Origin of the sequence: Rhizobium sp. M10, from assembly GCF_002531955.1 — a bacterium.
GTDB classification, from domain to species: Bacteria; Pseudomonadota; Alphaproteobacteria; order Rhizobiales; family Rhizobiaceae; genus Rhizobium; species Rhizobium etli_C.
Map to the genome: position 1 here is coordinate 37,407 of NZ_NWTA01000029.1, position 20,745 is coordinate 58,151.

The 20,745-nt window shown below is 62.3% G+C and carries 24 protein-coding genes; 8 read left to right on the plus strand and 16 right to left on the minus strand.

What is annotated here, in order from left to right; genetic code table 11:
- Nucleotides 1-44 precede the first annotated feature (44 nt).
- Nucleotides 45-887, minus strand: a complete 843-nt coding sequence (locus tag CO671_RS29315) for a protein-disulfide reductase DsbD domain-containing protein (protein WP_170965071.1) — start codon at nucleotides 885-887, stop codon at nucleotides 45-47.
- A gap of 141 nt (nucleotides 888-1,028) precedes the next feature.
- Here CO671_RS29315 and CO671_RS29320 point away from each other — a divergent pair, with 141 nt between their 5' ends.
- The 3 genes from CO671_RS29320 (at nucleotide 1,029) to CO671_RS29330 (ending at nucleotide 3,094) form a co-directional block, all read left to right on the plus strand.
- Nucleotides 1,029-1,634 carry a YqgE/AlgH family protein gene (locus tag CO671_RS29320; RefSeq protein ID WP_097608848.1) on the plus strand — a complete coding sequence of 202 codons (606 nt, stop codon included), beginning with the start codon at nucleotides 1,029-1,031 and terminating at the stop codon, nucleotides 1,632-1,634.
- Between the two features lie 105 nt (nucleotides 1,635-1,739).
- Nucleotides 1,740-1,931 carry a CsbD family protein gene (locus CO671_RS29325; RefSeq protein ID WP_010032200.1) on the plus strand — a complete coding sequence of 64 codons (192 nt, stop codon included), beginning with the start codon at nucleotides 1,740-1,742 and terminating at the stop codon, nucleotides 1,929-1,931.
- An 89-nt stretch (nucleotides 1,932-2,020) separates the two neighbouring features.
- The gene (locus tag CO671_RS29330; protein ID WP_097608849.1) at nucleotides 2,021-3,094 is read left to right on the plus strand and encodes a putative zinc-binding metallopeptidase; all 1,074 of its coding nucleotides are present in this window, start codon (nucleotides 2,021-2,023) and stop codon (nucleotides 3,092-3,094) included.
- 360 nt (nucleotides 3,095-3,454) lie between these two features.
- Here CO671_RS29330 and rnhA read toward each other — a convergent pair whose 3' ends face one another.
- From rnhA to CO671_RS29360, 5 genes are all read right to left on the minus strand, one after another.
- Nucleotides 3,455-3,910, minus strand: coding sequence for a ribonuclease HI (gene rnhA / locus CO671_RS29335; RefSeq protein ID WP_010032196.1), 456 nt, complete (start codon nucleotides 3,908-3,910; stop codon nucleotides 3,455-3,457).
- Nucleotides 3,907-4,872, minus strand: a complete 966-nt coding sequence (locus tag CO671_RS29340; protein ID WP_064686219.1) for a homoserine kinase — start codon at nucleotides 4,870-4,872, stop codon at nucleotides 3,907-3,909. Before CO671_RS29340 ends, rnhA begins: the two co-directional genes overlap by 4 nt.
- Before the next feature lie 167 nt (nucleotides 4,873-5,039).
- Entirely contained in the window at nucleotides 5,040-6,041 is a 1,002-nt protein-coding gene (gene ispH, locus CO671_RS29345) for a 4-hydroxy-3-methylbut-2-enyl diphosphate reductase (RefSeq protein ID WP_010032185.1), read from the minus strand.
- 243 nt (nucleotides 6,042-6,284) lie between these two features.
- Nucleotides 6,285-7,040: an SURF1 family protein gene (locus tag CO671_RS29355; protein ID WP_097608851.1), complete on the minus strand. Its 756-nt coding sequence runs from the start codon at nucleotides 7,038-7,040 to the stop codon at nucleotides 6,285-6,287.
- Nucleotides 7,033-7,413 carry a DUF983 domain-containing protein gene (locus CO671_RS29360; protein WP_010029252.1) on the minus strand — a complete coding sequence of 127 codons (381 nt, stop codon included), beginning with the start codon at nucleotides 7,411-7,413 and terminating at the stop codon, nucleotides 7,033-7,035. Before CO671_RS29360 ends, CO671_RS29355 begins: the two co-directional genes overlap by 8 nt.
- Nucleotides 7,414-7,532: 119 nt before the next feature.
- Here CO671_RS29360 and CO671_RS29365 point away from each other — a divergent pair, with 119 nt between their 5' ends.
- The gene (locus CO671_RS29365) at nucleotides 7,533-8,174 is read left to right on the plus strand and encodes a chloramphenicol phosphotransferase (protein WP_097608852.1); all 642 of its coding nucleotides are present in this window, start codon (nucleotides 7,533-7,535) and stop codon (nucleotides 8,172-8,174) included.
- Complete coding sequence (locus CO671_RS29370; RefSeq protein WP_097608853.1) at nucleotides 8,174-8,650, plus strand: GNAT family N-acetyltransferase; 477 nt, start codon at nucleotides 8,174-8,176, stop codon at nucleotides 8,648-8,650. Before CO671_RS29365 ends, CO671_RS29370 begins: the two co-directional genes overlap by 1 nt.
- 11 nt (nucleotides 8,651-8,661) lie before the next feature.
- On the opposite strand, the gene CO671_RS29375 is transcribed toward CO671_RS29370, so the two are convergent.
- From CO671_RS29375 to coxB, 7 genes are all read right to left on the minus strand, one after another.
- Nucleotides 8,662-9,144, minus strand: coding sequence for an HIT family protein (locus tag CO671_RS29375; RefSeq protein WP_097608854.1), 483 nt, complete (start codon nucleotides 9,142-9,144; stop codon nucleotides 8,662-8,664).
- Between the two features lie 447 nt (nucleotides 9,145-9,591).
- Nucleotides 9,592-10,470, minus strand: coding sequence for a cytochrome c oxidase subunit 3 (locus CO671_RS29380; RefSeq protein WP_097608855.1), 879 nt, complete (start codon nucleotides 10,468-10,470; stop codon nucleotides 9,592-9,594).
- A 60-nt stretch (nucleotides 10,471-10,530) separates the two neighbouring features.
- Nucleotides 10,531-11,139, minus strand: a complete 609-nt coding sequence (locus CO671_RS29385; RefSeq protein ID WP_097608856.1) for a cytochrome c oxidase assembly protein — start codon at nucleotides 11,137-11,139, stop codon at nucleotides 10,531-10,533.
- Complete coding sequence (locus CO671_RS33900; RefSeq protein WP_092752087.1) at nucleotides 11,136-11,276, minus strand: hypothetical protein; 141 nt, start codon at nucleotides 11,274-11,276, stop codon at nucleotides 11,136-11,138. Before CO671_RS33900 ends, CO671_RS29385 begins: the two co-directional genes overlap by 4 nt.
- Nucleotides 11,276-12,226 (minus strand): heme o synthase, encoded by a 951-nt coding sequence (locus CO671_RS29395; RefSeq protein WP_097608866.1) that lies wholly within the window; start codon nucleotides 12,224-12,226, stop codon nucleotides 11,276-11,278. Before CO671_RS29395 ends, CO671_RS33900 begins: the two co-directional genes overlap by 1 nt.
- A gap of 68 nt (nucleotides 12,227-12,294) precedes the next feature.
- Complete coding sequence (gene ctaD, locus CO671_RS29400; RefSeq protein ID WP_097608857.1) at nucleotides 12,295-13,998, minus strand: cytochrome c oxidase subunit I; 1,704 nt, start codon at nucleotides 13,996-13,998, stop codon at nucleotides 12,295-12,297.
- Nucleotides 13,999-14,016: 18 nt separating this feature from the next.
- Entirely contained in the window at nucleotides 14,017-14,901 is an 885-nt protein-coding gene (gene coxB / locus CO671_RS29405) for a cytochrome c oxidase subunit II (protein ID WP_097608858.1), read from the minus strand.
- Between the two features lie 328 nt (nucleotides 14,902-15,229).
- On the opposite strand from coxB, the gene CO671_RS29410 reads away from it, so the two are divergent.
- Complete coding sequence (locus CO671_RS29410) at nucleotides 15,230-15,892, plus strand: invasion associated locus B family protein (RefSeq protein ID WP_097608859.1); 663 nt, start codon at nucleotides 15,230-15,232, stop codon at nucleotides 15,890-15,892.
- A gap of 269 nt (nucleotides 15,893-16,161) precedes the next feature.
- Here CO671_RS29410 and CO671_RS29415 read toward each other — a convergent pair whose 3' ends face one another.
- Nucleotides 16,162-16,713: a hypothetical protein gene (locus tag CO671_RS29415; RefSeq protein ID WP_245423747.1), complete on the minus strand. Its 552-nt coding sequence runs from the start codon at nucleotides 16,711-16,713 to the stop codon at nucleotides 16,162-16,164.
- A 212-nt stretch (nucleotides 16,714-16,925) separates the two neighbouring features.
- On the opposite strand from CO671_RS29415, the gene tldD reads away from it, so the two are divergent.
- Nucleotides 16,926-18,341: a metalloprotease TldD gene (gene tldD, locus CO671_RS29420; RefSeq protein ID WP_010032504.1), complete on the plus strand. Its 1,416-nt coding sequence runs from the start codon at nucleotides 16,926-16,928 to the stop codon at nucleotides 18,339-18,341.
- Between the two features lie 14 nt (nucleotides 18,342-18,355).
- On the plus strand, nucleotides 18,356-18,847 hold the full coding sequence (locus CO671_RS29425) for a GNAT family N-acetyltransferase (protein WP_010032502.1): 492 nt from the start codon (nucleotides 18,356-18,358) through the stop codon (nucleotides 18,845-18,847).
- A gap of 19 nt (nucleotides 18,848-18,866) precedes the next feature.
- On the opposite strand, the gene CO671_RS29430 is transcribed toward CO671_RS29425, so the two are convergent.
- Together CO671_RS29430 and CO671_RS29435 are read right to left on the minus strand one after the other, a co-directional pair.
- The gene (locus tag CO671_RS29430) at nucleotides 18,867-19,184 is read right to left on the minus strand and encodes a MazG nucleotide pyrophosphohydrolase domain-containing protein (protein WP_010032496.1); all 318 of its coding nucleotides are present in this window, start codon (nucleotides 19,182-19,184) and stop codon (nucleotides 18,867-18,869) included.
- A 77-nt stretch (nucleotides 19,185-19,261) separates the two neighbouring features.
- Nucleotides 19,262-20,545 carry a D-alanyl-D-alanine carboxypeptidase family protein gene (locus CO671_RS29435; RefSeq protein ID WP_097608860.1) on the minus strand — a complete coding sequence of 428 codons (1,284 nt, stop codon included), beginning with the start codon at nucleotides 20,543-20,545 and terminating at the stop codon, nucleotides 19,262-19,264.
- Nucleotides 20,546-20,745: the final 200 nt, after the last annotated feature.

Here is a 20,745-nt window from a genome sequence, read left to right on the forward strand (position 1 = left end):
CTGGCGGCGGGCGCCGCCGGGGATGGGGCGACTATAAGTGCCGGTCAGTCAAAGGCAAGCGTGGTCTCCATCGCCTTGTCGCCATCGATGACAAGCACGCTCCAGCGCTTGCCGGATAGGTCATAATCCTTCGGCAGCTTGCCGATTGCAATGTCGGTCTTGAAGGCTGCGCCATCGCGTTTGCCGCCGACCTGCTTGGTGAAAGCATAGCCGCTCGGGCCGGTGACGATGATATCGGGCGCGCCGCCGCTTCCCCCGCCGGGCAGGGTGAGCGTCAGCGACAGCGCCGTCCTGTCGGACGTCATGGCGTACGCCGCGACCTTGAAATCGGCCGAAGGCGGCTTCGGCAAGGCGGCATCGGCGGCCGCGAGGATCCCCTTTTCCTCCGGCTGCGACTGCTTGGCCGGGCCGAGCTTCACCGCCAAATTCGCCTGGAAGGGGATGCAGATGTCCTTGCAGATGCCGATGAAGGCCGTCGCGTCGATCGCGACCGGGCCGTTGCCTGATGCCGTCAGCGACAATGGCAGCGTCACCGGTGCGTCATAGGCGATATCCTCGATCCCGCCCTTGAAAAAATGCTTGGGGACGGGATAGCCGATGGCATCGAGCGCCACGCCGCTTTCCGGGGCGATGGTGACGTGAGGCGGGATGCCGCTGTTGCCGGGCTCGCGCCAATAGGTGATCCAGCCGGGTTTCGGCTGGATCTGCAGGCCGGCGCGGATTTTGCCGCCGGCATCGGGCGCCAGCGCCACGAGGCGCATGCGGCCGCCCTCGGCCTCGGCCCAGGCGCTCATTTCCGCCTGCGCGGAACAAAACGGGGCGAGCGCTGCGGCGAGCGAAATGGCCGCCATGAAAAGCCGGCGCGGTGCCAAAGAAATAATCATCATGGAACAAAGGTTTACCGAAAGTCCCGTTTGGCCGCCAGAAGCGGACGGCCACATAATCTTCATTTTCAGTTGATTGATTGGTGACATTGGCCCATCCTTCTCTTGTCGGGGCCTTGGTGCGGTCTGGCAGCAGGAGGAACGATGTCCTTATCGACGCTGAAGAACAGACGGGAACGTGGCTTCTTCGATGGCCAATTCCTCATCGCCATGCCCGGCATGGAGGACCGCAATTTTGCGCGCACCGTGATTTACATCTGCGCGCATTCGGATGCCGGCGCCATGGGCTTCGTCATCAACCGGCCGCAGAGCCTGACCTTCACCGATGTGCTGCTGCATCTCGACATGATCAAGCAGGAAGAGCCGATCGTGCTGCCGCAGCGCGCCCGCGACTTCCCGATCCAGACCGGCGGCCCGGTGGAAAGCGGCCGCGGCTTCGTGCTGCATTCGGACGATTATTCCAGCGACTCCTCGATCCCGGTCAGCGACGATATCTGCCTGACGGCGACGCTCGACATCGTGCGCGCCATCTCCAAGGGCGTCGGGCCGAAGCGGGCGACGATGCTGCTCGGTTATTCCTCCTGGGGCGCCGGCCAGCTCGAAACCGAGGTCGCCAACAATGGCTGGCTCACCTGCCCGGCCAATGAAGAACTGATCTTCGACCGCAGCCTCGAGGACAAATACGAGCGGGCGCTCGCCGGCATGGGCGTGACCGCCGCCATGCTTTCGGCCGAGGCCGGACACGCCTAACATCTCGCGGCGGCGGGCTTGACGCGCGCTGGAACGAATAGCCGCAAGTGACGTTTCCTTCCGGCGCGGACGAGAGGTCCGACGCCGACCAAGGAGACATGACCTATGGGTAGCACCAGCGACAAGATTTCAGGCAAGGCCAACGAAATTGCCGGCAAGACGAAGCAGGCCGTCGGCAAGGCCACCGGCAATCGCGACATGCAGGCCAAGGGCGCCGTCCAGGAAGCCAAAGGCAAGGGACAGGTCGCAACCGGCAAGGTCAAGGACAAGCTCAAGGGCGCCGTCGACCGGCTCTGAACCACAAGCGCATCCTTGATGAACCATGCCTGCTGCGCTTCGCGCGGCGGGCATTTTTAATCCGCCGCCGCTTTGCTGAGATCAATACGATGAAGCTTTTTGCCTGCGACAATTGCGATCAGGTCGTCCATTTCGACAACCGCCACTGCGTGCGCTGCAATCATCGCCTCGGTTTCCTGCCCGGTGATCTCGCCATGCATGCGCTGGAGCCGCGCGACGAGATGGTCTGGCAGCTCGTTGCCGATCCCGAGCGGCAGGTGCGCTTCTGCGCCAATGCCGGCCTCGACATCTGCAACTGGCTGGTGGAGGGCGACGGCGACAGCGAGTTCTGCGCCGCCTGCCGCCACAACCGGCTGGTGCCGAACACCGATACCGAGGACGGCATCGGTCGCTGGCGGCGCATCGGCCAGGCGCAGCGCCATCTGTTCTATTCGCTGTTGCGCTGGAAGCTGCCGCATCCCGACCGGGCGCAAGATCCGCAAGGCGGGCTGGTCTTCGATTTCCTCGAGGATTCGCTGCAGGATAACGGCTATGTCGTGCCTGCTATGACCGGCCACGAGGAAGGCCTCATCACCATCCGCGCGGCGGAAGCCGACGATGCGACGCGCGAACAGGCGCGCAGCTCGATGAACGAGCCCTATCGCACGCTGCTTGGCCATTTCCGCCACGAGGCCGGCCATTTCATCTGGAACAAACTGGTGCGCGACCGCGACGGCCTTTCGGACTTCCGCGCTGTCTTCGGCGACGAACGGCAGGATTATGCGGCCGCCCTGCAAAATCACTATGCTGGCGGCGCGCCTCTGGGATGGCAAAACAATTTCATCAGCGCCTATGCGGCCTCCCACCCCTGGGAGGATTTCGCCGAATGCTTCGCCCATTACCTCCATATCGTCGACACGCTGGAGACGGCGCGCGCCTTCGGCATCGCCATCGATCCGCGCGGCCACGAAGAAATATCAGGCGAGGTGGATTTCATCCCTTACAGGGCAAAAAGCGCCGAGCAGCTGGTCAGCGCCTGGGTGCCCCTCAGCCTGGCGATCAACGCCATCCAGCGCAGCATGGGCCAACCAGACTCCTACCCCTTCGTGCTGTCTTCACCTGTCGTGGCCAAGCTCGAATATCTGCACCGGCTGATCCAGGGGGCGGCGGTGGCGAGGCAGTAGGTGGAGTGAGAGCGTACTTTTTTGATAAGCATCATTTCATGCCGTGGGCCCATATGGGCTACCAAGGTCGCTGCTTGCTCCCTCGTCTCCCCCGCGGGGAGAAGGTGGCCCGAAGGGTCGGATGAGGCGGCCACACGGCACGCCATTCCTTGCCCTTCGCCTACGCTCAGCGCATTCGCGGCTCCGCCGCGCACCCCCTCATCTGCCTGCCGGCATCGACCGGGGCGAGCCACGGGTCTCGCCCGTCCTTCGGACCCCCGCTGGGGAGAAGGGGAATCGTGGCATCGCCACGTCCATCTTTGACCCGTCACAAGCCCGAGGGAGCGGGGGAGGATACAATCCTGCCCACTATCTGCCTCTTTAAAACGAAACCGCCTTGCCCTTCTTGAACGGCTCCATACCCCGGCGCGCCAGTTCATCCGCACGTTCGTTTTCCGGGTGGCCGGCGTGGCCCTTGACCCAGTGCAGCGTCACCTTGTGGCGGTTGCGGGCTTCCTCCAGCGCCTGCCAGAGTTCGGCGTTCTTCACCGGCTTCTTGTCCGATGTCTTCCAGCCGTTTTTCTTCCAGCCGAAAATCCATTTGGAGATGCCGTCCTTGACGTAGGCGCTGTCGGTATAGAGATCGACCTCGCAAGGGGTCTTCAGCGCCTGCAGGGCGGAGATCGCCGCCAGCAGTTCCATGCGGTTGTTGGTCGTGTCCGCCTCGCCGCCGCAAAGCTCCTTTTCGACGTCGCCATAACGCAGCACGGCGCCCCAGCCGCCGGGGCCGGGATTGCCGGAGCATGCGCCGTCGGTGAAGATATCGACGTGTTTCATAGGCTCAATCCGTATTCGGCGGCCGAGCCTATCTGGCGGTGGAAGCGCAGCTTGCGCAGATATTCGAGCGGGTCCTTCTTGGTGACCATGGCGCCCTCGGGCGTCGTCAGCCAATCATAGAGCCGCGTCAGGAAGAAGCGCAGCGCCGATCCGCGCGACAGCACCGGCAAAGCCGCGATCTCTTCGCCGCTCAAGGGGCGCACGCTCTGGTAACCCTCGAGCATCGCCGTCCCCTTGGTGATGTTGTAGGCGCCGTCTTTTTCGAAGCACCAGGCATTCAGGCAGATCGAAACGTCATAGGCGAGCAGGTCGTTGCAGGCGAAATAGAAATCGATCAGGCCGGAGAGCTGATCACCGAGGAAGAAGACGTTGTCGGGGAAAAGATCGGCATGGATGACGCCGGCCGGCAGACCCTTCGGCCAGGCGGCGGCGAGGAAATCGAGTTCGCTGCGGATCTCATCCTGCAGGCCGGGCTCGACCTCGTCGGCGCGCGCCTCGGATTTTTCCCAGAGCGTCCGCCAGCCATCGAGCGACAGTGCGTTCGGGCGCTTCAGCTCGAAACCGGCACCCGCCACATGCATTTGGGCGAGCGCCCGGCCGACCTCGCGGCAGTGTTTCGCCTCCGGCTTTCGCAGCCACATGCCTTCGAGGAAGGAAATCAGCGCCGCCGGGCGGCCGGAGAGCGAGCCGAGCAGCGCGCCGTCGCGGCGCGGCAGCGGCAGCGGGCAGGAGAGGCCGCGGGCGGCAAGATGCTGCATCAGGCCGAGGAAGAACGGCAGGTCGCTCTTTTCCACGCGCTTCTCATAGAGCGTCAGGATCAGCGGTTCCTTGGAGGTGTGCAGCAGGAAATTCGAATTTTCCACACCTTCGGCGATGCCCTTGTAGGAGAGCAGGCTTCCCGCGTCATATTCGGTCAGGAACCATTTCAGATCGTCTTCGGCGATATCGGTATAGACTGCCAAGTGAGGTCTCGTCTTTGCTTATGGATGATGGATGGCCGGGGCCGCGATGACGGCCTAGAGCATGATGCCGAAAAGTGTCAGCGGTTTTCGGACGACATCATGCTCTAACTCTTTAATTTAGAACAGGATTCAGATTTTAGGCCGACCGGGCCTAAAATCATCCTGTTCTAGCCGTTGACGAAGGCCATGTCGGCCGCCGTCAGCTCGATGCTGCGCAATTCGCGGTTGACCAGAAAATTCTCGGTTTCCTGTACCGTTTCGGCCAGTTCGACGCGGGCGTCGAAGCGGGCGCGGAACGCCTCGATGATCTCGTTGACGATGACCTCGGGGGCGGAGGCGCCGGCGGAAAGGCCGAGCGTCGAGATCGCGCCGATCTCGTCCCAGTCGAGTTCGGCGGCGCGCTGCACGAGAATCGATTTCTTCGCCCCCGCCCGCAGCGCCACTTCGACCAAGCGCTTGGAATTGGAGGAATTCGGCGCGCCGACGATGATGAAGAGATCGCAGCCGGGGGCCGCCTGCTTCACCACTTCCTGGCGGTTGGTCGTCGCATAGCAGATCGAATCGGCGGCCGGCGCGGTCAGGTTGGGAAAACGCTCGTGCAGGCGGGCGATGACGCCGGCGGTGTCGTCGACCGAGAGCGTCGTCTGGGTGACGTAGCCGAGGTTGTCCGGGTCGGCGGGCGCATAGGCGTCGGCATCCTCGATCGTCTCGATCAGCGAGACCGATCCCTCCGGCAGCTGGCCCATGGTGCCGATCACCTCGGGGTGGCCGGCATGACCGATCAGGACGACGTGGCGGCCGAGGCGATTGTGGCGCATTGCCTGCTTATGGACCTTGGAAACCAGCGGACAGGTGGCGTCGAGATAGAAGAGATTGCGGTTTACCGCATCCTCCGGTACGGATTTCGGCACGCCATGGGCGGAGAAGACGACCGGCTGGGCGCGATGCTCGGCCGGGATCTCGTCCAGCTCTTCGACGAAGACGGCGCCCTTGGCCTCCAGCCCCTCGACGACATAACGATTGTGGACGATCTCGTGGCGCACATAGACCGGGGCGCCATAGGATTTCAGCGCCAGCACGACGATCTGGATGGCGCGGTCGACGCCGGCGCAGAAGCCGCGCGGCCCGCAGAGCCTGATCGTCAAGGGAGGTTTCGCCGCAATATTCATGTCTGTTCCGTTATGCATTCCTCATTCCTGTGCCCGTCACAGGAATCCAGCCACGGCGCGTCGGCGCCGTGAATGACCGTCGACATCCAAGTCCATCTTCCGCGCCCAATGACTTGGGCGCACTGGATTCCTGTGACGAGCACAGGAATGAGGGAGAACTTGGCAACGTCCAGCTTCAACAGCGACGTCCCGCGTGCGGGGCAACCGACCTCTAGCCCAATATGGCCGAGAATTGAAGCGATACTATTGCCGAGGCGCCTTGCCGGGTTTGCGGAACCAGGAGATCGCCACGACGACGACGAGCACGGCGGCCAGGCCGTACCAGGTCAGGGCATATTGCAGATGGTCGTTCGGCAGGTCGACCTGGGTGACGCCGCCGATCGGCAGGCCGGCCGGATTGGGTGTGGAATCGGCATCGACGAAGAAGGGAAGGACGCGCGCCTTGTCCAGCCCGACGCTCTCGGCCATGACGTCGAGGTCCTTCCAGTAGAAGATGTTCTTGGCGACGTCATTGTCCGGCACCAGCGACGAGGGCTTGCCGGGAAGTTTTGCCCGCGCCAGGCCGGTGACGGCCTGCTGATCCGTCAGCTGGCCCTGCATGCGCATTTCCGGCTCCTTGTTCTCATAGGGAACGAAGCCGCGATTGACGAAGAGCACGCGCCCGTCGGCAAGCTCGAGCGGGGTGTAGACGTAAAAGCCGGTCTGGCCGCGCCAGGTGGCGAAGAAATGCCTCTCCTTGTTGTTGATGTAGCGGCCGGCGGCGGTGACCTTGCGGTATTCGATATCGCCGCCGGATGCCGCCATCGCCTCGATGTCGGCCAGCGGCACCGGGGCGGCAGCCTGGCGCGTGGCGATATCGGCGAGCAGGCCCTCTTTCCAGTGGAGGCGCTCGACCTGCCAGGTGCCGAGCGAAATGAGGATGGCAAGCGCAATCAGCACCAGCATGCCTGTTATGACAGGCAGCCGGCGGCGCGCCATTACATGCTCTACTTCAGTCACTCAGGCGTCCCTCGCGGGCATTGTGGCGGTATTGCATGGCGATCAGGATGCCCTTGAACCAGCGCAGCGTCAGCAGCGACAGGATGATGGTCAGCGGCCCGAACAGCAGGATATGCACCCAGATCGGCGGGCCGTAATTCACCTGCAGCCAGAGCACCATGCCGATGATGATAAAGCCGACGATAAGGATGACGAAGACAGCGGGACCGTCGCCGGAATCGGCGAAGGAATAATCGAGACCGCAGGAAGCGCAACGCGGCTTTACCCCGAGCAGGCCATCAAACAGCTTGCCCTGGCCGCAACGCGGGCAGCAGCCCTTGATGCCCGTTTTAACAGGGTCGACAGGGGGAAAATGCGCGCTGTCCTCGTTCATGCCATTCCTTCTGACAATTCCATGCTGCCTTAACTCTCCCATAAAGTATTCGCATCCCGAATGGAAATGCCTGCGCGGTTTCGCCTCACTGATTCGCGCCAAACAGAAGAAGAAGACTGATGACCAATGACAGCCATGCCGGACAGATCATTATCCTGAACGGCGCACCGCGCAGCGGCAAATCCAGCATTGCCCGGGCAATCCAGGAGGAATTCGAGGGGCCGTGGATCAACCTCGGCGTCGACAGCTACAATGCCATGACGCCGAAGCGCTACCTGCCCGGCATCGGGCTCAGACCCGGCGGCGAGCGGCCGGAGCTGGAAGAGCTGATCCCATTCCTCTATGCCGCCCTTTACGAATCGATTGCCATCCATGCCGGATTGGGCCTCAATGTGGTCGCCGATCTCGGCCATCACGACAGCTATTCGCGCCCGCTCGGCATACTTGCCGACTGCGCCCGGCGTCTCGATGGATTTTCCGTGCTGTTCGTCGGCGTGCGCTGTCCGATCGAGACGATCATGCAGCGGCGCGAGCTTGAACAAGAAGGGCGCGAGACGCTTTATCTCCGCGCCACCGAAGAGGTGCCGGTTCCCGAACCGGTACAACGCTGGCAGGACGAGGTGCACCGGCCGGGCATCTACGACATGGAGGTCGATACGTCGGTGCTCACCGCTCTCGAATGCGCCGAAGCAATCCGCCAGCGGCTCGATCTCGGCATATCTGAGCCATCGGCATTCGAGCGGATCGCCGGCGGGCGTTGATGGCAGTAGAACTTCTACCCGTGAAAGAGGCCGAGGATTGGCTAGCCTATCATGCCATTCGGCAGCATGTATTATTCGAACTGCGCGGCCTCGATGGTTACGACGACAAGCATCCGGATGAGCGTGACGCGCGCCATATGCCGCTTCTAATGAGGAAGGATGGCGTGGCACTCGGCACAGTTCGCCTCGATCTGGCGAACGGCGCGACCGGTGTCGTGCGACTTGTCGCGATCATGCCGGAATATCAGAGACAGGGGTTCGGACGGATGTTGATGTCCGAAGTCGAGAAACTAGCGGCGGCATATGGCCTCAGACGTCTGGAAGTCCATGCGGCGCCAGATGCCGTTCCCTTCTACAAAAAGATCGGCTGGGTCATGATTGACGCGCGCAAAAGCAGTCCGCTCATGGCCAAGGAAATCCGGCCATCCCATCGTCGCGGCGGATCGACGGAGGATTCTTCGCTCCCGCGCCGATAGGCGTTTGGCGATCAAGGTCGCATTGCCTCCCGCAGCAATTCAATGGTCTCAGTGACGGATCGCCCTTCAACCTGGGGCGGCTCCGCGCGCTCGCAAAACTCGCGCCAGACGAACAACGTCAGTTCCGCGCCGTCTGTCGAAGTTTCTCCCGGTCCGTCCGCAAAATTCTGCAGCACGCGATACCGGCTGTCTTTCCAGAACAGTTTCTCCACCCAATCATAGATCGGGATCACATGAAAATGGATGGGGTAGCCGGGAGAGTGTCCATATCGGCCGATATAAACGCGTTGCGCGCCCAGTTTTCGTTTCAGTACGTCCTGAGCTGTCGCCAGCAACGGACCAAGCTCCTGCAACGCGGCTGCGGACAAATCTGAAAGATCGTTCGTGTCCATCTTGGCGCTGATCATGAGATAACCGGGAAGAGCGGAATTCATCCGGTGGTTCACCAGCCATCCCTCGGTTTCGACAATGTGAAAGCGCTCAGGAATCTCCAAATTGCCTACTCCTCTATGAATTCAGGAATTTTGCGGACGGAGCACCCTTGATCACTCCCAGGTCAGGCAAATACTTATCGATGACAAAGCACGGGATGAGTGTTCGGCTCTTGCGAATCGTATGCCCCACCCTCCGTCGTGCTCGGGCTTGACCCGAGCATCCATTCACGCGTTTCGTCTTGTATCAAGCGATCGCGGGGACGAGCCCCTCATCCGCCTGCCGGCACCTTCTCCCCGTGAACGGGGCGAAGGAGGTCTGCCGCAACCTCTCCGTCCCCCCGCTGACCTCTCGCAAGGCACGTCCCCTCGCCCCGTTTACGGGGAGAGGGTTAGGGTGAGGGGCAGCTTTCGGCGCTAATCGAACAGCCGTGGGATCAGCGAGCGTGGGGAACTACGCACAAAAAAAGCGGGCCGAAGCCCGCCTTTTCACTTGAAGCTCGCTTCCGATCAGCCGGCTGCGACGGGTGCGCCCCAGCCGCCCCAGACGTAGATGCAGAAGAACAGGAACAGCCAGACGACGTCGACGAAGTGCCAGTACCAGGCGGCGGCCTCGAAGCCGAAATGCTGCTTCGGGGTGAAGTCGCCGCGCAGTGCGCGCAGCAGGCAGACGGCCAAGAAGATCGTGCCGACGAGGACGTGGAAACCATGGAAGCCGGTCGCCATGAAGAAGGTCGCGCCATAGATCGAATTCTTGAAGGCGAAAGGCGCGTGGGCATATTCGTAGGCCTGGACGGCGGAGAAGAAGATACCGAGCAGCACCGTCAGCGTCAGGCCCTGGATCAGGCCCTTGCGGTCGTTGTGCAGCAGCGCATGGTGCGCCCAGGTGACCGTCGTGCCCGAGAGCAGCAGGATGACGGTGTTGTAGATCGGCAGGTGCCAGGGATCGAGGACCTCGATACCCTTCGGCGGCCAGACGCCGCCGGTGTAGGCAAGCCGCGAGGCCTGGATCGCCTCGTTCGGATAGAGGCTGGCGTCGAAATAGGCCCAGAACCAGGCGACGAAGAACATCACTTCCGAAGCGATGAACATGATCATGCCGTAGCGCAGGTGCAGCGAGACGACGCGCGTATGGGCCCCCTCATGGGCTTCCTTCACCGTATCGGCCCACCAGCCGTACATGACGTAGAGGACGACAACGAGGCCGATGTAGAAGAGCCAGGGATTGGCGAGCTCGATGCCGGCAAACTTGAAGGAGCCGCCGTTCAGGTAACGCATGTAGCAGACGCCGCCGAGCGCCATGATGAAGGCGCCGAACGAGGCGAGAATCGGCCACGGGCTCGGATCGATGATGTGGTAGTCGTGATTCTTCTGGTGCGCATCGGCCATGTAGCTATCCCCGGATGTCTTCCTCACTTCGCTCCCGGCATAGCCGGAAACGAGCCTTGATCAAAGTTTCTTTTCAATCTTCACCGCTCCACCCTCATTCGAAGCAACAGGCTTCGGACCCTCTTTCGGGTAGAACGTATATGACAGCGTGACCGTATGGATGTTCTTCGATTCCACGGCCTTGACGATTTCCGGATCGATATAGAATACCACCGGCATGTCGAGCTTCTCGCCCGGCTTCAGGTCCGTTTCCGTAAAGCAGAAACATTGCACCTTGTTGAAATAGACGCCCGCCTCGCCCGGCGTGACGTTGAACACCGCCTGGCCGCGCTGGGTCTCGTTGGAGCGATTCACGGCGGTGAAATTAACCTGGATGGTTTCGCCGATCTTCGGATTGACCTCGCGCTCGACCGGCTTGAAATCCCACTGCAGGCCCGGCGCGACATTGGCGTCGAAGGTCACCCGCATCGTCCGGTCAAGCACGACGCTCGACATCTGATCGACGCGCTGCGTCGTGCCGTTATAGCCGGTCACCTGGCAGAAGATGCGGTAGAGCGGCACGGCGGCATAGCTCATCGCCCCCATGCCGAAGACGAAGCTCAGGCACATCATGACGACGGCGCCGTTGTTGCGGCCCTGCTTCTTGCGTGGGGCGGCGGTTTCGCTCATCCGGCCGTTCCCCCGCCGATCTTCACGATCGTAATTGCATAGAAAAGCACGACGAGGCCGGCAAGCACCAGCCCGAGGGCGATGTTGCGGTTGCGGCGCGACTTCATCTGCTTTTCGGTGAGCTTGACCAGATCCATCAGAACGAACCTCCCGCATACGAGACCAGCATTGCGGCCAGCCGGTCGATCATCAGGGCGGAGAACACGGCGAAGAGATAGAAGATCGAGAAGGCGAAGAGCTTCTTCGCCGGGATCATCTTCAGATCGCCGTCCGGCATGCGCCAGACGGCGATGGAACAGTAGACGAAGATCGCCCCGAGCGCGGCGGCGACGAGGCCGTAGCCGTAGCTGGCAAAACCCAGGAAGGACGGCAGGACCGCGCAGATCGCGGTCAGCACCGCATAGGCGACGATCTGATGCTTGGTCACCCGCTCGCCGGAAACGTTCGGCAGCATCGGCACGCCGACGGCCTCGTAATCGCGCATCTTGAAGAGGGCAAGCGCCCAGAAATGCGCCGGCGTCCACAGGAAGATGATCAGGAAGAGAACGGTGCTCTCGATCGTCACCGAATTCGTCACGCAGGCCCAGCCGATCATCGGCGGGAAGGCGCCGGCGGCACCGCCGATGACGATGTTCTGCGGCGTCGAGCGCTTCAGCCACATCGTGTAGATGACGGCGTAGAAGAAGATGGTGAAGGCGAGGATGCCGGCCGACAGCCAGTTGACGGCAAGGCCGAGAATGACGACCGAAAAGCCCGACAGCACCAGGCCGAAGGCCAGCGCCTCGGAGGGCGCGATGCGGCCGGCCGGAATCGGACGCTTGGCGGTGCGGCTCATGATGGCGTCGATATCGGCGTCGTACCACATGTTGAGCGCACCGGAGGCGCCGGCGCCGACGGCGATGCAGAGGATGGCGATCAGGCCGAGGACCGGATTGATATGGCCCGGCGCCAGCACCAGGCCGGCAAAAGCGGTGAAGACCACGAGCGACATCACCCGTGGCTTCAAGAGTTCGAAGTAATCGCGTGCGCTCGCTTCCGACAATTCGCCGTCCTCTGCAAGCGCCTCGTGATTGTCGATGACCGTCATCATTTCGTCCTGAATGTCTCAATGCCAGGACGCCGTATCAAGATGCGGCGTCCTGTTATCCGCGCAATTTACTTGATGCGCGGCAGCTGTTCCCACTGGTGGTAGGGCGGCGGCGAAGGCAGCTGCCATTCGAGCGTCGTTGCGCCCTCGCCCCACGGATTGTCGCCGGCCACGCGCTTCTTGGCCAGGGCTTCGAAGACGCAGAAGAGGAAGACCACCACGCCGAAGGCCGAGATGTAGGAGCCGACGGAGGAGACGTAGTTCCAGCCGGCAAAGGCATCGGGATAGTCGATGTAGCGGCGCGGCATGCCGGCAAGCCCGAGGAAGTGCTGCGGGAAGAACACCAGGTTGACGCCGATGAACATGATCCAGAAGTGCAGCTTGCCCAGAAACTCGCTGTAGAGGTAGCCGGTCATCTTCGGGAACCAGTAATACCAGCCGGCGAAGATCGCGAAGACGGCGCCGAGCGACAGAACGTAGTGGAAGTGGGCCACGACGTAATAGGTGTCATGCAGCGACCGGTCGAGACCGGCATTGGCGAGCTGGACGCCGGTGACGCCGCCGACCGTGAACAGGAAGATGAAGCCGATCGCCCAGAGCATCGGCGTGGTGAACGAGATCGAGCCGCCCCACATCGTCGCGATCCAGGAGAAGATCTTCACGCCCGTCGGCACGGCGATGACCATGGTGGCGAAGACGAAGTAACGCTGGGCATCGAGCGACAGGCCGACCGTGTACATGTGGTGGGCCCAGACGACGAAGCCGACGGCGCCGATCGCGACCATGGCGTAGGCCATGCCGAGGTAACCGAAGATCGGCTTCTTCGAGAAGGTCGAGATGATGTGGCTGACCATGCCGAAGCCCGGCAGGATGAGGATGTAGACCTCGGGGTGACCGAAGAACCAGAACAGGTGCTGGTAGAGGATCGGATCACCGCCGCCTTCCGGCGAGAAGAACGAGGTGCCGAAGTTACGGTCGGTGAGCAGCATGGTGATGCCGCCTGCCAGAACCGGCAGCGACAAGAGCAGCAGGAAGGCGGTGATCAGCACGGACCAGGCAAACAGCGGCATCTTGTGCAGCGTCATGCCGGGAGCGCGCATGTTGAGGATCGTGGTGATGAAGTTGATCGCACCGAGGATCGACGAGGCGCCGGCAATGTGCAGCGCGAAGATCGCCAGATCGACCGCCGGTCCCGGCGTGCCGCTTGTGGCCAGCGGCGGATACATCGTCCAACCACCGCCGGTGCCATAGGCGCCGGCCGGGCCTTCGACGAACATCGACAGCAGCAGCAGGATAAAGGCAGGAACGATCAGCCAGAAGGAGATGTTGTTGAGGCGCGGGAAGGCCATGTCGGGGGCGCCGATCATGATCGGCACCATCCAGTTGGCGAAACCGCCGATCATCGCCGGCATGACCATGAAGAAGATCATGATCAGCGCGTGCGCGGTCGTGAACATGTTGAACATCTGCTTGGCGCCGTCGATGGCGGCATCGCCCTCGTAGCCGTAGACCATCGAGGCCAGGCCGTGGAAGATCTGGATGCCCGGCTCCTGCAGCTCCATGCGCATGGCCACCGACAGCGCGCCGCCGATGATGCCGGCAATGATCGCGAAGATCAGGTAGAGCGTGCCGATGTCCTTGTGGTTGGTCGAGAACAGCCAGCGGTCGAAAAAGCTCGGCTTGTGCGCGTGATCATGACCATGGTCGTGATCATCATGCGCGTGATCGTGGTGAGCGTGAGAATGATCGTCGTGAGCGGAAGGTCCAGCCATTGTCCCGATCCCCTTTAATTACTGTGCTTCGGCAACGTCGACGGCCTTTGCGGGACCATCGGTTGCGGCCATGAGTGTCTTGTAGGCGCCGGGCAGGTCGCTGGCGGCTGCGCTCAGCCACTGCTTGTACTTGTCCTCGGAGACGACGCGGATGGCGATCGGCATGTACGCATGGTCCTTGCCGCAGAGCTCGGAACACTGGCCGTAGAACAGGCCTTCGCGCTCGGCCTTGAACCAGGTTTCGTTCAGGCGGCCCGGCACGGCATCGATCTTGATGCCGAAGGACGGCATGGCGAAAGCGTGGATGACGTCGGTCGGCGCTGCGGTCACGAGGACGCGCACCGTCTTGTTGACAGGCAGGACCAGCTCGTTGTCGACGGCCAGAAGCCGGGGATAGACCGACTTGTCTTCCTTGCCGGCAGCGGCGCGGTCCTGATCCTTCAAAAGGTAGGAATCGAAGGCGAGCGGGCTGTCGCCCGAACCCTCATATTCATAGTTCCACTGCCACTGCGTGGCGGTCGCCTTGATCGTCACGTCGGGGTTTTCGGGCAGCGTCAGCTGCGCCGTCAGCAGATTGAAGGAGGGAATGGCGAGCAGGAGCAGCACCAGGACCGGCCCCACGGTCCAGATGACCTCGATCACCGTGTTGTGGCTCGTCCTCGAAGGCACCGGATTGGCGCTGGCGCGGAACTTGAAGCAGACGACGATGAGCAGGATCAGAACGAAGAGCGTGATCGGAACGATAAACCACAGGGTATATTGTTCGAACCAGTGGATTTCCCGCATGATCGGCGTCGCCGCCGGCTGCAGCGTCGCCTGCCACGGCTTCGGCTGGTCGGCATATGTGCCGGAAGCAAAAAGCAGACAGACCAGCGCGGTCAGAACTGCATAAGCCTTCTTCATCACCTTATTATCTCCCTCGAGCGCTTGACCTGCAAAACCAACGCAGAATCCTTGCCATCTTCAGCGCTTCAAACCACAGTTTGGCATTTGCCGCAACAGGCCAGAGCAATTGTCTATGCGGCATTTTTGCTTAGAGCGCAGGCATGAAGAGCAGGCAGGCCCGGACGGCAAAACATCCCAAGTTTTTCATCAGCATATGAAAAAACGCCTTTCGGGCCAATCCGGCCGCCGCACATTCTTGCCGAAAGGTCCAATTTCTGCCGCAGTCCCCCGGTTTTCACGGGGTGGGGCTTTTCATTTTCGGTGGGCAGCCTCAACAATAGCGGCAATGATTCGATATCCAGAGGTTTTCATGGGTTTCCGTTCCCTCGCGCAGTCGCTCGTCGTGACTGCCAGCATCGCGGCTGCCGCGGCGACGCCCGTTTTCGCACAGCAACCCGCCCCCTCCCCGGCCGCGCCCACCGCGCCAGCCCCGGCCGCCCCTGCCCCCACCCCGCAGCAGCCGAACGCCGCCAGCCCGAAAGTCGAACCGGCGACGCCCGGCCAGACGCAGCCGCAGGCGCCGGGCACGGTGAAATCCAATCATGGCGCCTGGTCCGTTGTCTGCGACAAGCCGGCCGGCGCTTCGGCGGAACAATGCGCGCTGATGCAGAACGTCATCGCCGAGGACCGGCCGGAAGTCGGGCTTTCCGTCGTCGTCCTGAAGACGGCCGACCGCAAGTCGAAGATCCTGCGCGTGCTCGCACCGCTCGGCGTGCTCCTGCCGAACGGCCTCGGCCTCAATGTCGACGGCAAGGATATCGGCCGCGCCTATTTCGTGCGCTGCTTCGCCGACGGCTGCTATGCCGAGGTCGTGCTCGAAGACGAGCTGCTGAAGACCTTCCGCAGCGGCGCCCAGGCAACCTTCATCGTCTTCCAGACCCCCGAAGAAGGCATCGGCATCCCCGTCGACCTCAAGGGTTTTGCCGAGGGTTTCGACGCGCTGCCGTGAGGGCATGCGAGCGCAGCGCAACTAGGCTCGCATTCCGTCTTCCCTCGCTGCACTTGCTCCAAAGGCTCATCCCACCCTCCGTCATACTCGGGCTTGACCCGAGTATCCAAGCGGCATCCATCAGTGGGCGGGTATGGATTTTCGGCTCAAGGCCTGGGATGGCGGAGGACGGGGTGACGTTCCAGCCAAACGGCCGCGCTATAAATTCCCCAGCGCCGTCTCCCATCGCCGCAGGTGTTGTCTTTCGGCTCGGTCAGTGAATTCCGAGTTCAATCATATTCGGAAAAGCTGCAGACATATTCGCCGTGGTCGCCAGCATCGAAGATATAGCCAGGCATCTCATCTGCACTGCCGTCGCGGCGATGGCTGGGAGAGTAGATTTCCAGCCTTTTTCCACTGCGCCTTTGAATCTCGTCCCTGAGCGCCGTAGCAGGCTTGGAGAACACGATGCTGTAGGATGATGCTGTGAAGCACCCATCATTCGATTGTCCTGAAGCCGGGATTTCGAATGTGGAATACTGATTTCCAAAGAACTTGCCCGGCTTGTTTATCAATGGCGAAGCAATCCCCGCGCCGCCCTTGCATTCCTCGCGAACGATCACATCCGCGGCAGCGATATGCTTTTGGACCTCCGCTTTTTGATATCCTCTTACCACTAACTGTTTCTCGTCAAAATCGAAGTAGATCATTCCGTCCACAGCGAGGCATTCCTCCGGATCGGGAAAGACCTTCTCAAGCCAGTTATCGGCCGCCAGGCCCGTCACCGGAAAAAGAAGAGCGAGAACGATCCCACTCGCACCATATCTCATTATTTCAAACAAATCGGCCCCCAAAGCTGATCATCTCAAAACAGCCACGCTGCCACCCGGCGCGAAACGATAAAACGCCTACATCTCTTTCGAAGGACGTTCCATCTTCCGAGATCGCGCCGCCTAACAAAGAATATTCCACAACAGGGCTTCACTCCTTATCAGTTGGAGCCCTATCTAGGGAGTAAGCGCATTCCCGAACGCATGCCCATTGGAGCCAGACCATGACCACCGATCTCCTGCCGCTTTTCGATGCCGACGAAGCCACGATGCGCGGCCTTGTCGCCGAGGCGCTCGCCGGCGCCGATGACGGCGAGCTGTTTATCGAGCATGCGCAGGCCGAAGCGCTGACCTTCGATAATGGCCGGCTGAAGGGCGGCAGTTTCAATACCGAGCAGGGCTTCGGGCTTCGCGCCGTCGCCGGCGAGGCGGTGGGTTATGCCCATGCCGGCGATCTGTCGGTGGCGGCGCTGAAGCGGGCAGGAGATGCGGTCGGCGCGGTGACGCGCGGCTATTCCGGCTCCTATGCCGCCGCCCCCCAGGGCACCAACAAGAAATTCTACGGTGACCAGAACCCGATCGGCCAGCCGAGTTTTGAGGAAAAGGTCAAGGTCCTGCAGGATATCGACGCCTATCTCAGGGGCAAGGACGACAAGGTGCGGCAGGTGACGGCCTCGGTGGCGGCGAGCTGGCAGGTCGTCGACATCCTGCGCGCCGACGGACATCGGGTGCGCGACATCCGCCCGATGACGCGCATCAACATCTCCGTCGTGGTCGGCCAAGGCGAGCGCCAGGAGAGCGGCTCCTACGGCAGCGGCGGGCGCATCGGCTTCGGCGATTTCATCACCGAGGGCAGCTGGCAATACGGCGCCGACGAGGCGCTGCGCCAGGCGCTCGTCAATCTTGAGGCGATCGATGCGCCGGCGGGCACGATGGACGTCGTTCTCGGCTCCGGCTGGCCGGGCGTGATGCTGCACGAGGCGGTCGGTCACGGGCTGGAAGGCGATTTCAACCGCAAGAAGACGTCCGCCTTTGCCGGCCTTCTCGGCCAGATGGTGGCAGCACCCGGTGTTACCGTCGTCGACGACGGCACGATCGACAACCGCCGCGGCTCGATCACCATCGACGACGAGGGCACGCCCTCCGGCTACAACGTGCTGATCGAGAACGGCAAGCTCGTCGGCTATATGCAGGACCGGCAGAATGCCCGGCTGATGGGCATGGCGCCCACCGGCAACGGCCGCCGCCAGGGTTATGCGCATGTGCCGATGCCGCGCATGACCAACACCTATATGCTCGGCGGCGACAAGACGCCTGATGAAATCATCGCCTCGGTGAAGAAGGGCATTTATGCCGTCTCCTTCGGCGGCGGCCAGGTCGACATCACCTCGGGCAAGTTCGTCTTCGGCTGCACCGAGGCCTATCTGATCGAGAACGGCAAGGTCGGCGCGCCGATCAAGGGCGCGATGCTGATCGGCAACGGCCCGGATGCGATGAAGCGGGTCACGATGATCGGCAACGACATGAAGCTCGACACCGGCATCGGCAATTGCGGCAAGGCCGGCCAATGGGTTCCGGTCGGCGTCGGCCAGCCGCATCTGCGCATGGATCAGATCACGGTCGGCGGCACGCAGACCTGAGGCGGGAGGAGCTGATGGCGGAGATCGAAATCAGACCTTTTGCCGAAGGCGACGCCGACGACGTGCTGTCGGTGATCCTGCCGATCCAGCGCGAAGAATTCGGCATCGATATCACCGCCGATGCGCAGCCGGATCTGAGGGTAATCCCGGATTTCTACCAATCCGGCAAAGGGCAGTTCTGGGTCGCCGTCAAGGACGGCGCGATCGTCGGGACGCTGGGCTTGAAGGATATCGGCCACAATCAGGCGGCGCTGCGCAAGATGTTCGTCGCCGCCGAGGTGCGCGGCCGCGAACATGGCGTGGCGGCGCTGCTCCTCGAGCGCATGTTCGCCCATGCCAGGGACGCCGGCCTCACCGATATCTTCCTCGGCACGACCGACAAGTTCGTCGCCGCCCATCGCTTCTACGAGAAGAACGGTTTTACCGAGATTGCCAAGAGCGCCCTGCCCCGCGCCTTCCCGCTGATGGCGGTGGACAACAAGTTCTATCGCTACAAGCTCGGCTGATTCACGCAGCCGATATGCCTCAGCTCTTCGGCAGCTCCGCCGGCTGAAACAGCCACTTGCGTTCGATCGCCGCGGCAAGATCGATATCGTTGCTGCGGGCAAACAGCAGCAGGTGGCCGAGGAGGTCGGCGGTCTCGTCGGCCAGATCCCGCCGCATCTCCTCGGGCGAGCGGCCTTTGGCACGGCCGCGGCCGGTCAGCCGGTTCCAGGCCTGTGTGAGCTCGCCCATTTCTTCCTGCAGCTTCAGGAGGAACCAGTCGGCATCGCGTTCGATGCCGTTGGCGGCGACATGGGCGGCGGATGAGGTTTCGAACTGGTCGGCGAGACGGCGCAGCATGAGCGTTCTCCTTTTGTTTATGGAAGGAGACCGCGATTCCCGATGAATGTCCAGAGTGGCCGGCCCCGTCGCGGCGATCAGCCGTGGTCCGGCAGCAGCATGCAGTCATAGGAGCGCTGCTTCAGCGCATCGCAGGCGGAAACGGCGGCATCCCTGCTGGCAAAGCCGACGAAGCGGGCGCGGTAGATCCTGTTGGCGCCGGTCCCGACCGCCTCGGTATAGGGCGAAGCGGAAACGAGCGGCGCGCCGCCTTCCGACTTCGCCTGGGCGAGAAGCGCGCGCGCCGCATCGGCGCTCGGGGCGGCCGAGATCTGGATCTGCCAGTCGCCATCAGCCTTCTCGGCCGACATCTTCGGCGCCTTGCCGGCGTTCAGGATCTCATCCATCGCGACCGGACGGTCCAACGGCACGACGGCGTCGTCGGCATAGGCCAGGCTCTTTGACGCGAGGTCGTCGGCCGGGCGCGGCGCGTTGAGCGGCACCGGAACATCGGAAGCATCGGCGGCGGAAGCGACTTCGACGGCCTCCTTGGCGCCGACGCTCGCCACCAGCCTGGCGCCGCCGGAAGACGAGGCACGGCCGAGATAGCGATCGAGCAGCGCCGCCATCTTGGCGTCGCGGCTGCGGGCGGTGCGGCCGCCGAGCACGACGCCGACGACGCGGCGGTTGCCGTCCCTGACGGCGCTGACGAGGTTGAAGCCGGAGGCGTTGGTATAGCCTGTCTTGATGCCGTCCATGCCCTGGTAGCGGTACATGAGATTGTTGTGACCGCGCACGGTCTTGCCGCGGAAATTGAAGCTTGCCGCCGAAAACAGGCGGTATTCATTGGGGTAGTTCTTCATCAGCGCCACGGCGAGCGTCGACATGTCGCGCGCCGTCGTCACCTGGCTGCTGTTCGGCAGGCCGGATGCGTTGAGGAAGACGGTGCGGCTCATGCCGAGCTGGCGGGCTTTTGCCGTCATCATCCGGGCAAAACCGCTCTCCGAGCCGCCGAGCGTCTCGGCCATGGCGGCGGCGGCATCATTGGCGGATTTGACGATCATCCCATAGACCGCCTCGCGCACCGTGATGGTGCCGCCGGCCTTGACGCCGAGCTTGGTCGGCGGCCGGGCGGCGGCATATTTGGACATTTTGATCGGCGTATCCCAGGCGATCTTGCCGCGCTTCAGCGCCTCGAAAGTGAGATAAAGCGTCATCATCTTCGTGAGCGAGGCCGGGTGGTTCAGCGTGTCGGCGTTTTCGGCGGCAAGGATCTTGCCGGTGCGGGCATCGAGGATCAGCGAGGCGTTGCCGGCAAGAGCCGCAAGCGGCGCCGAAACGGCCAGCGTTACGGTCAAAACAGCCGCCAATAGCTTTCTCATGGAATCCCCCTGATGCGCCGGCTCTCGATGGGCCGGCCCTGTGTCGTAATGTAACAGAAGCCGTAAGTTTGGCGCGACTTTGCGGCAACGCCTACCATTTTTCTAGCCTTTTCATCGTCTTGGTTAACAAAAAACCAAAGAAGCTGTGCGAAATCGGGATTCAGCAAGGCTTAAGCCGCTGTTGCTAGAGCCTTTCCTGG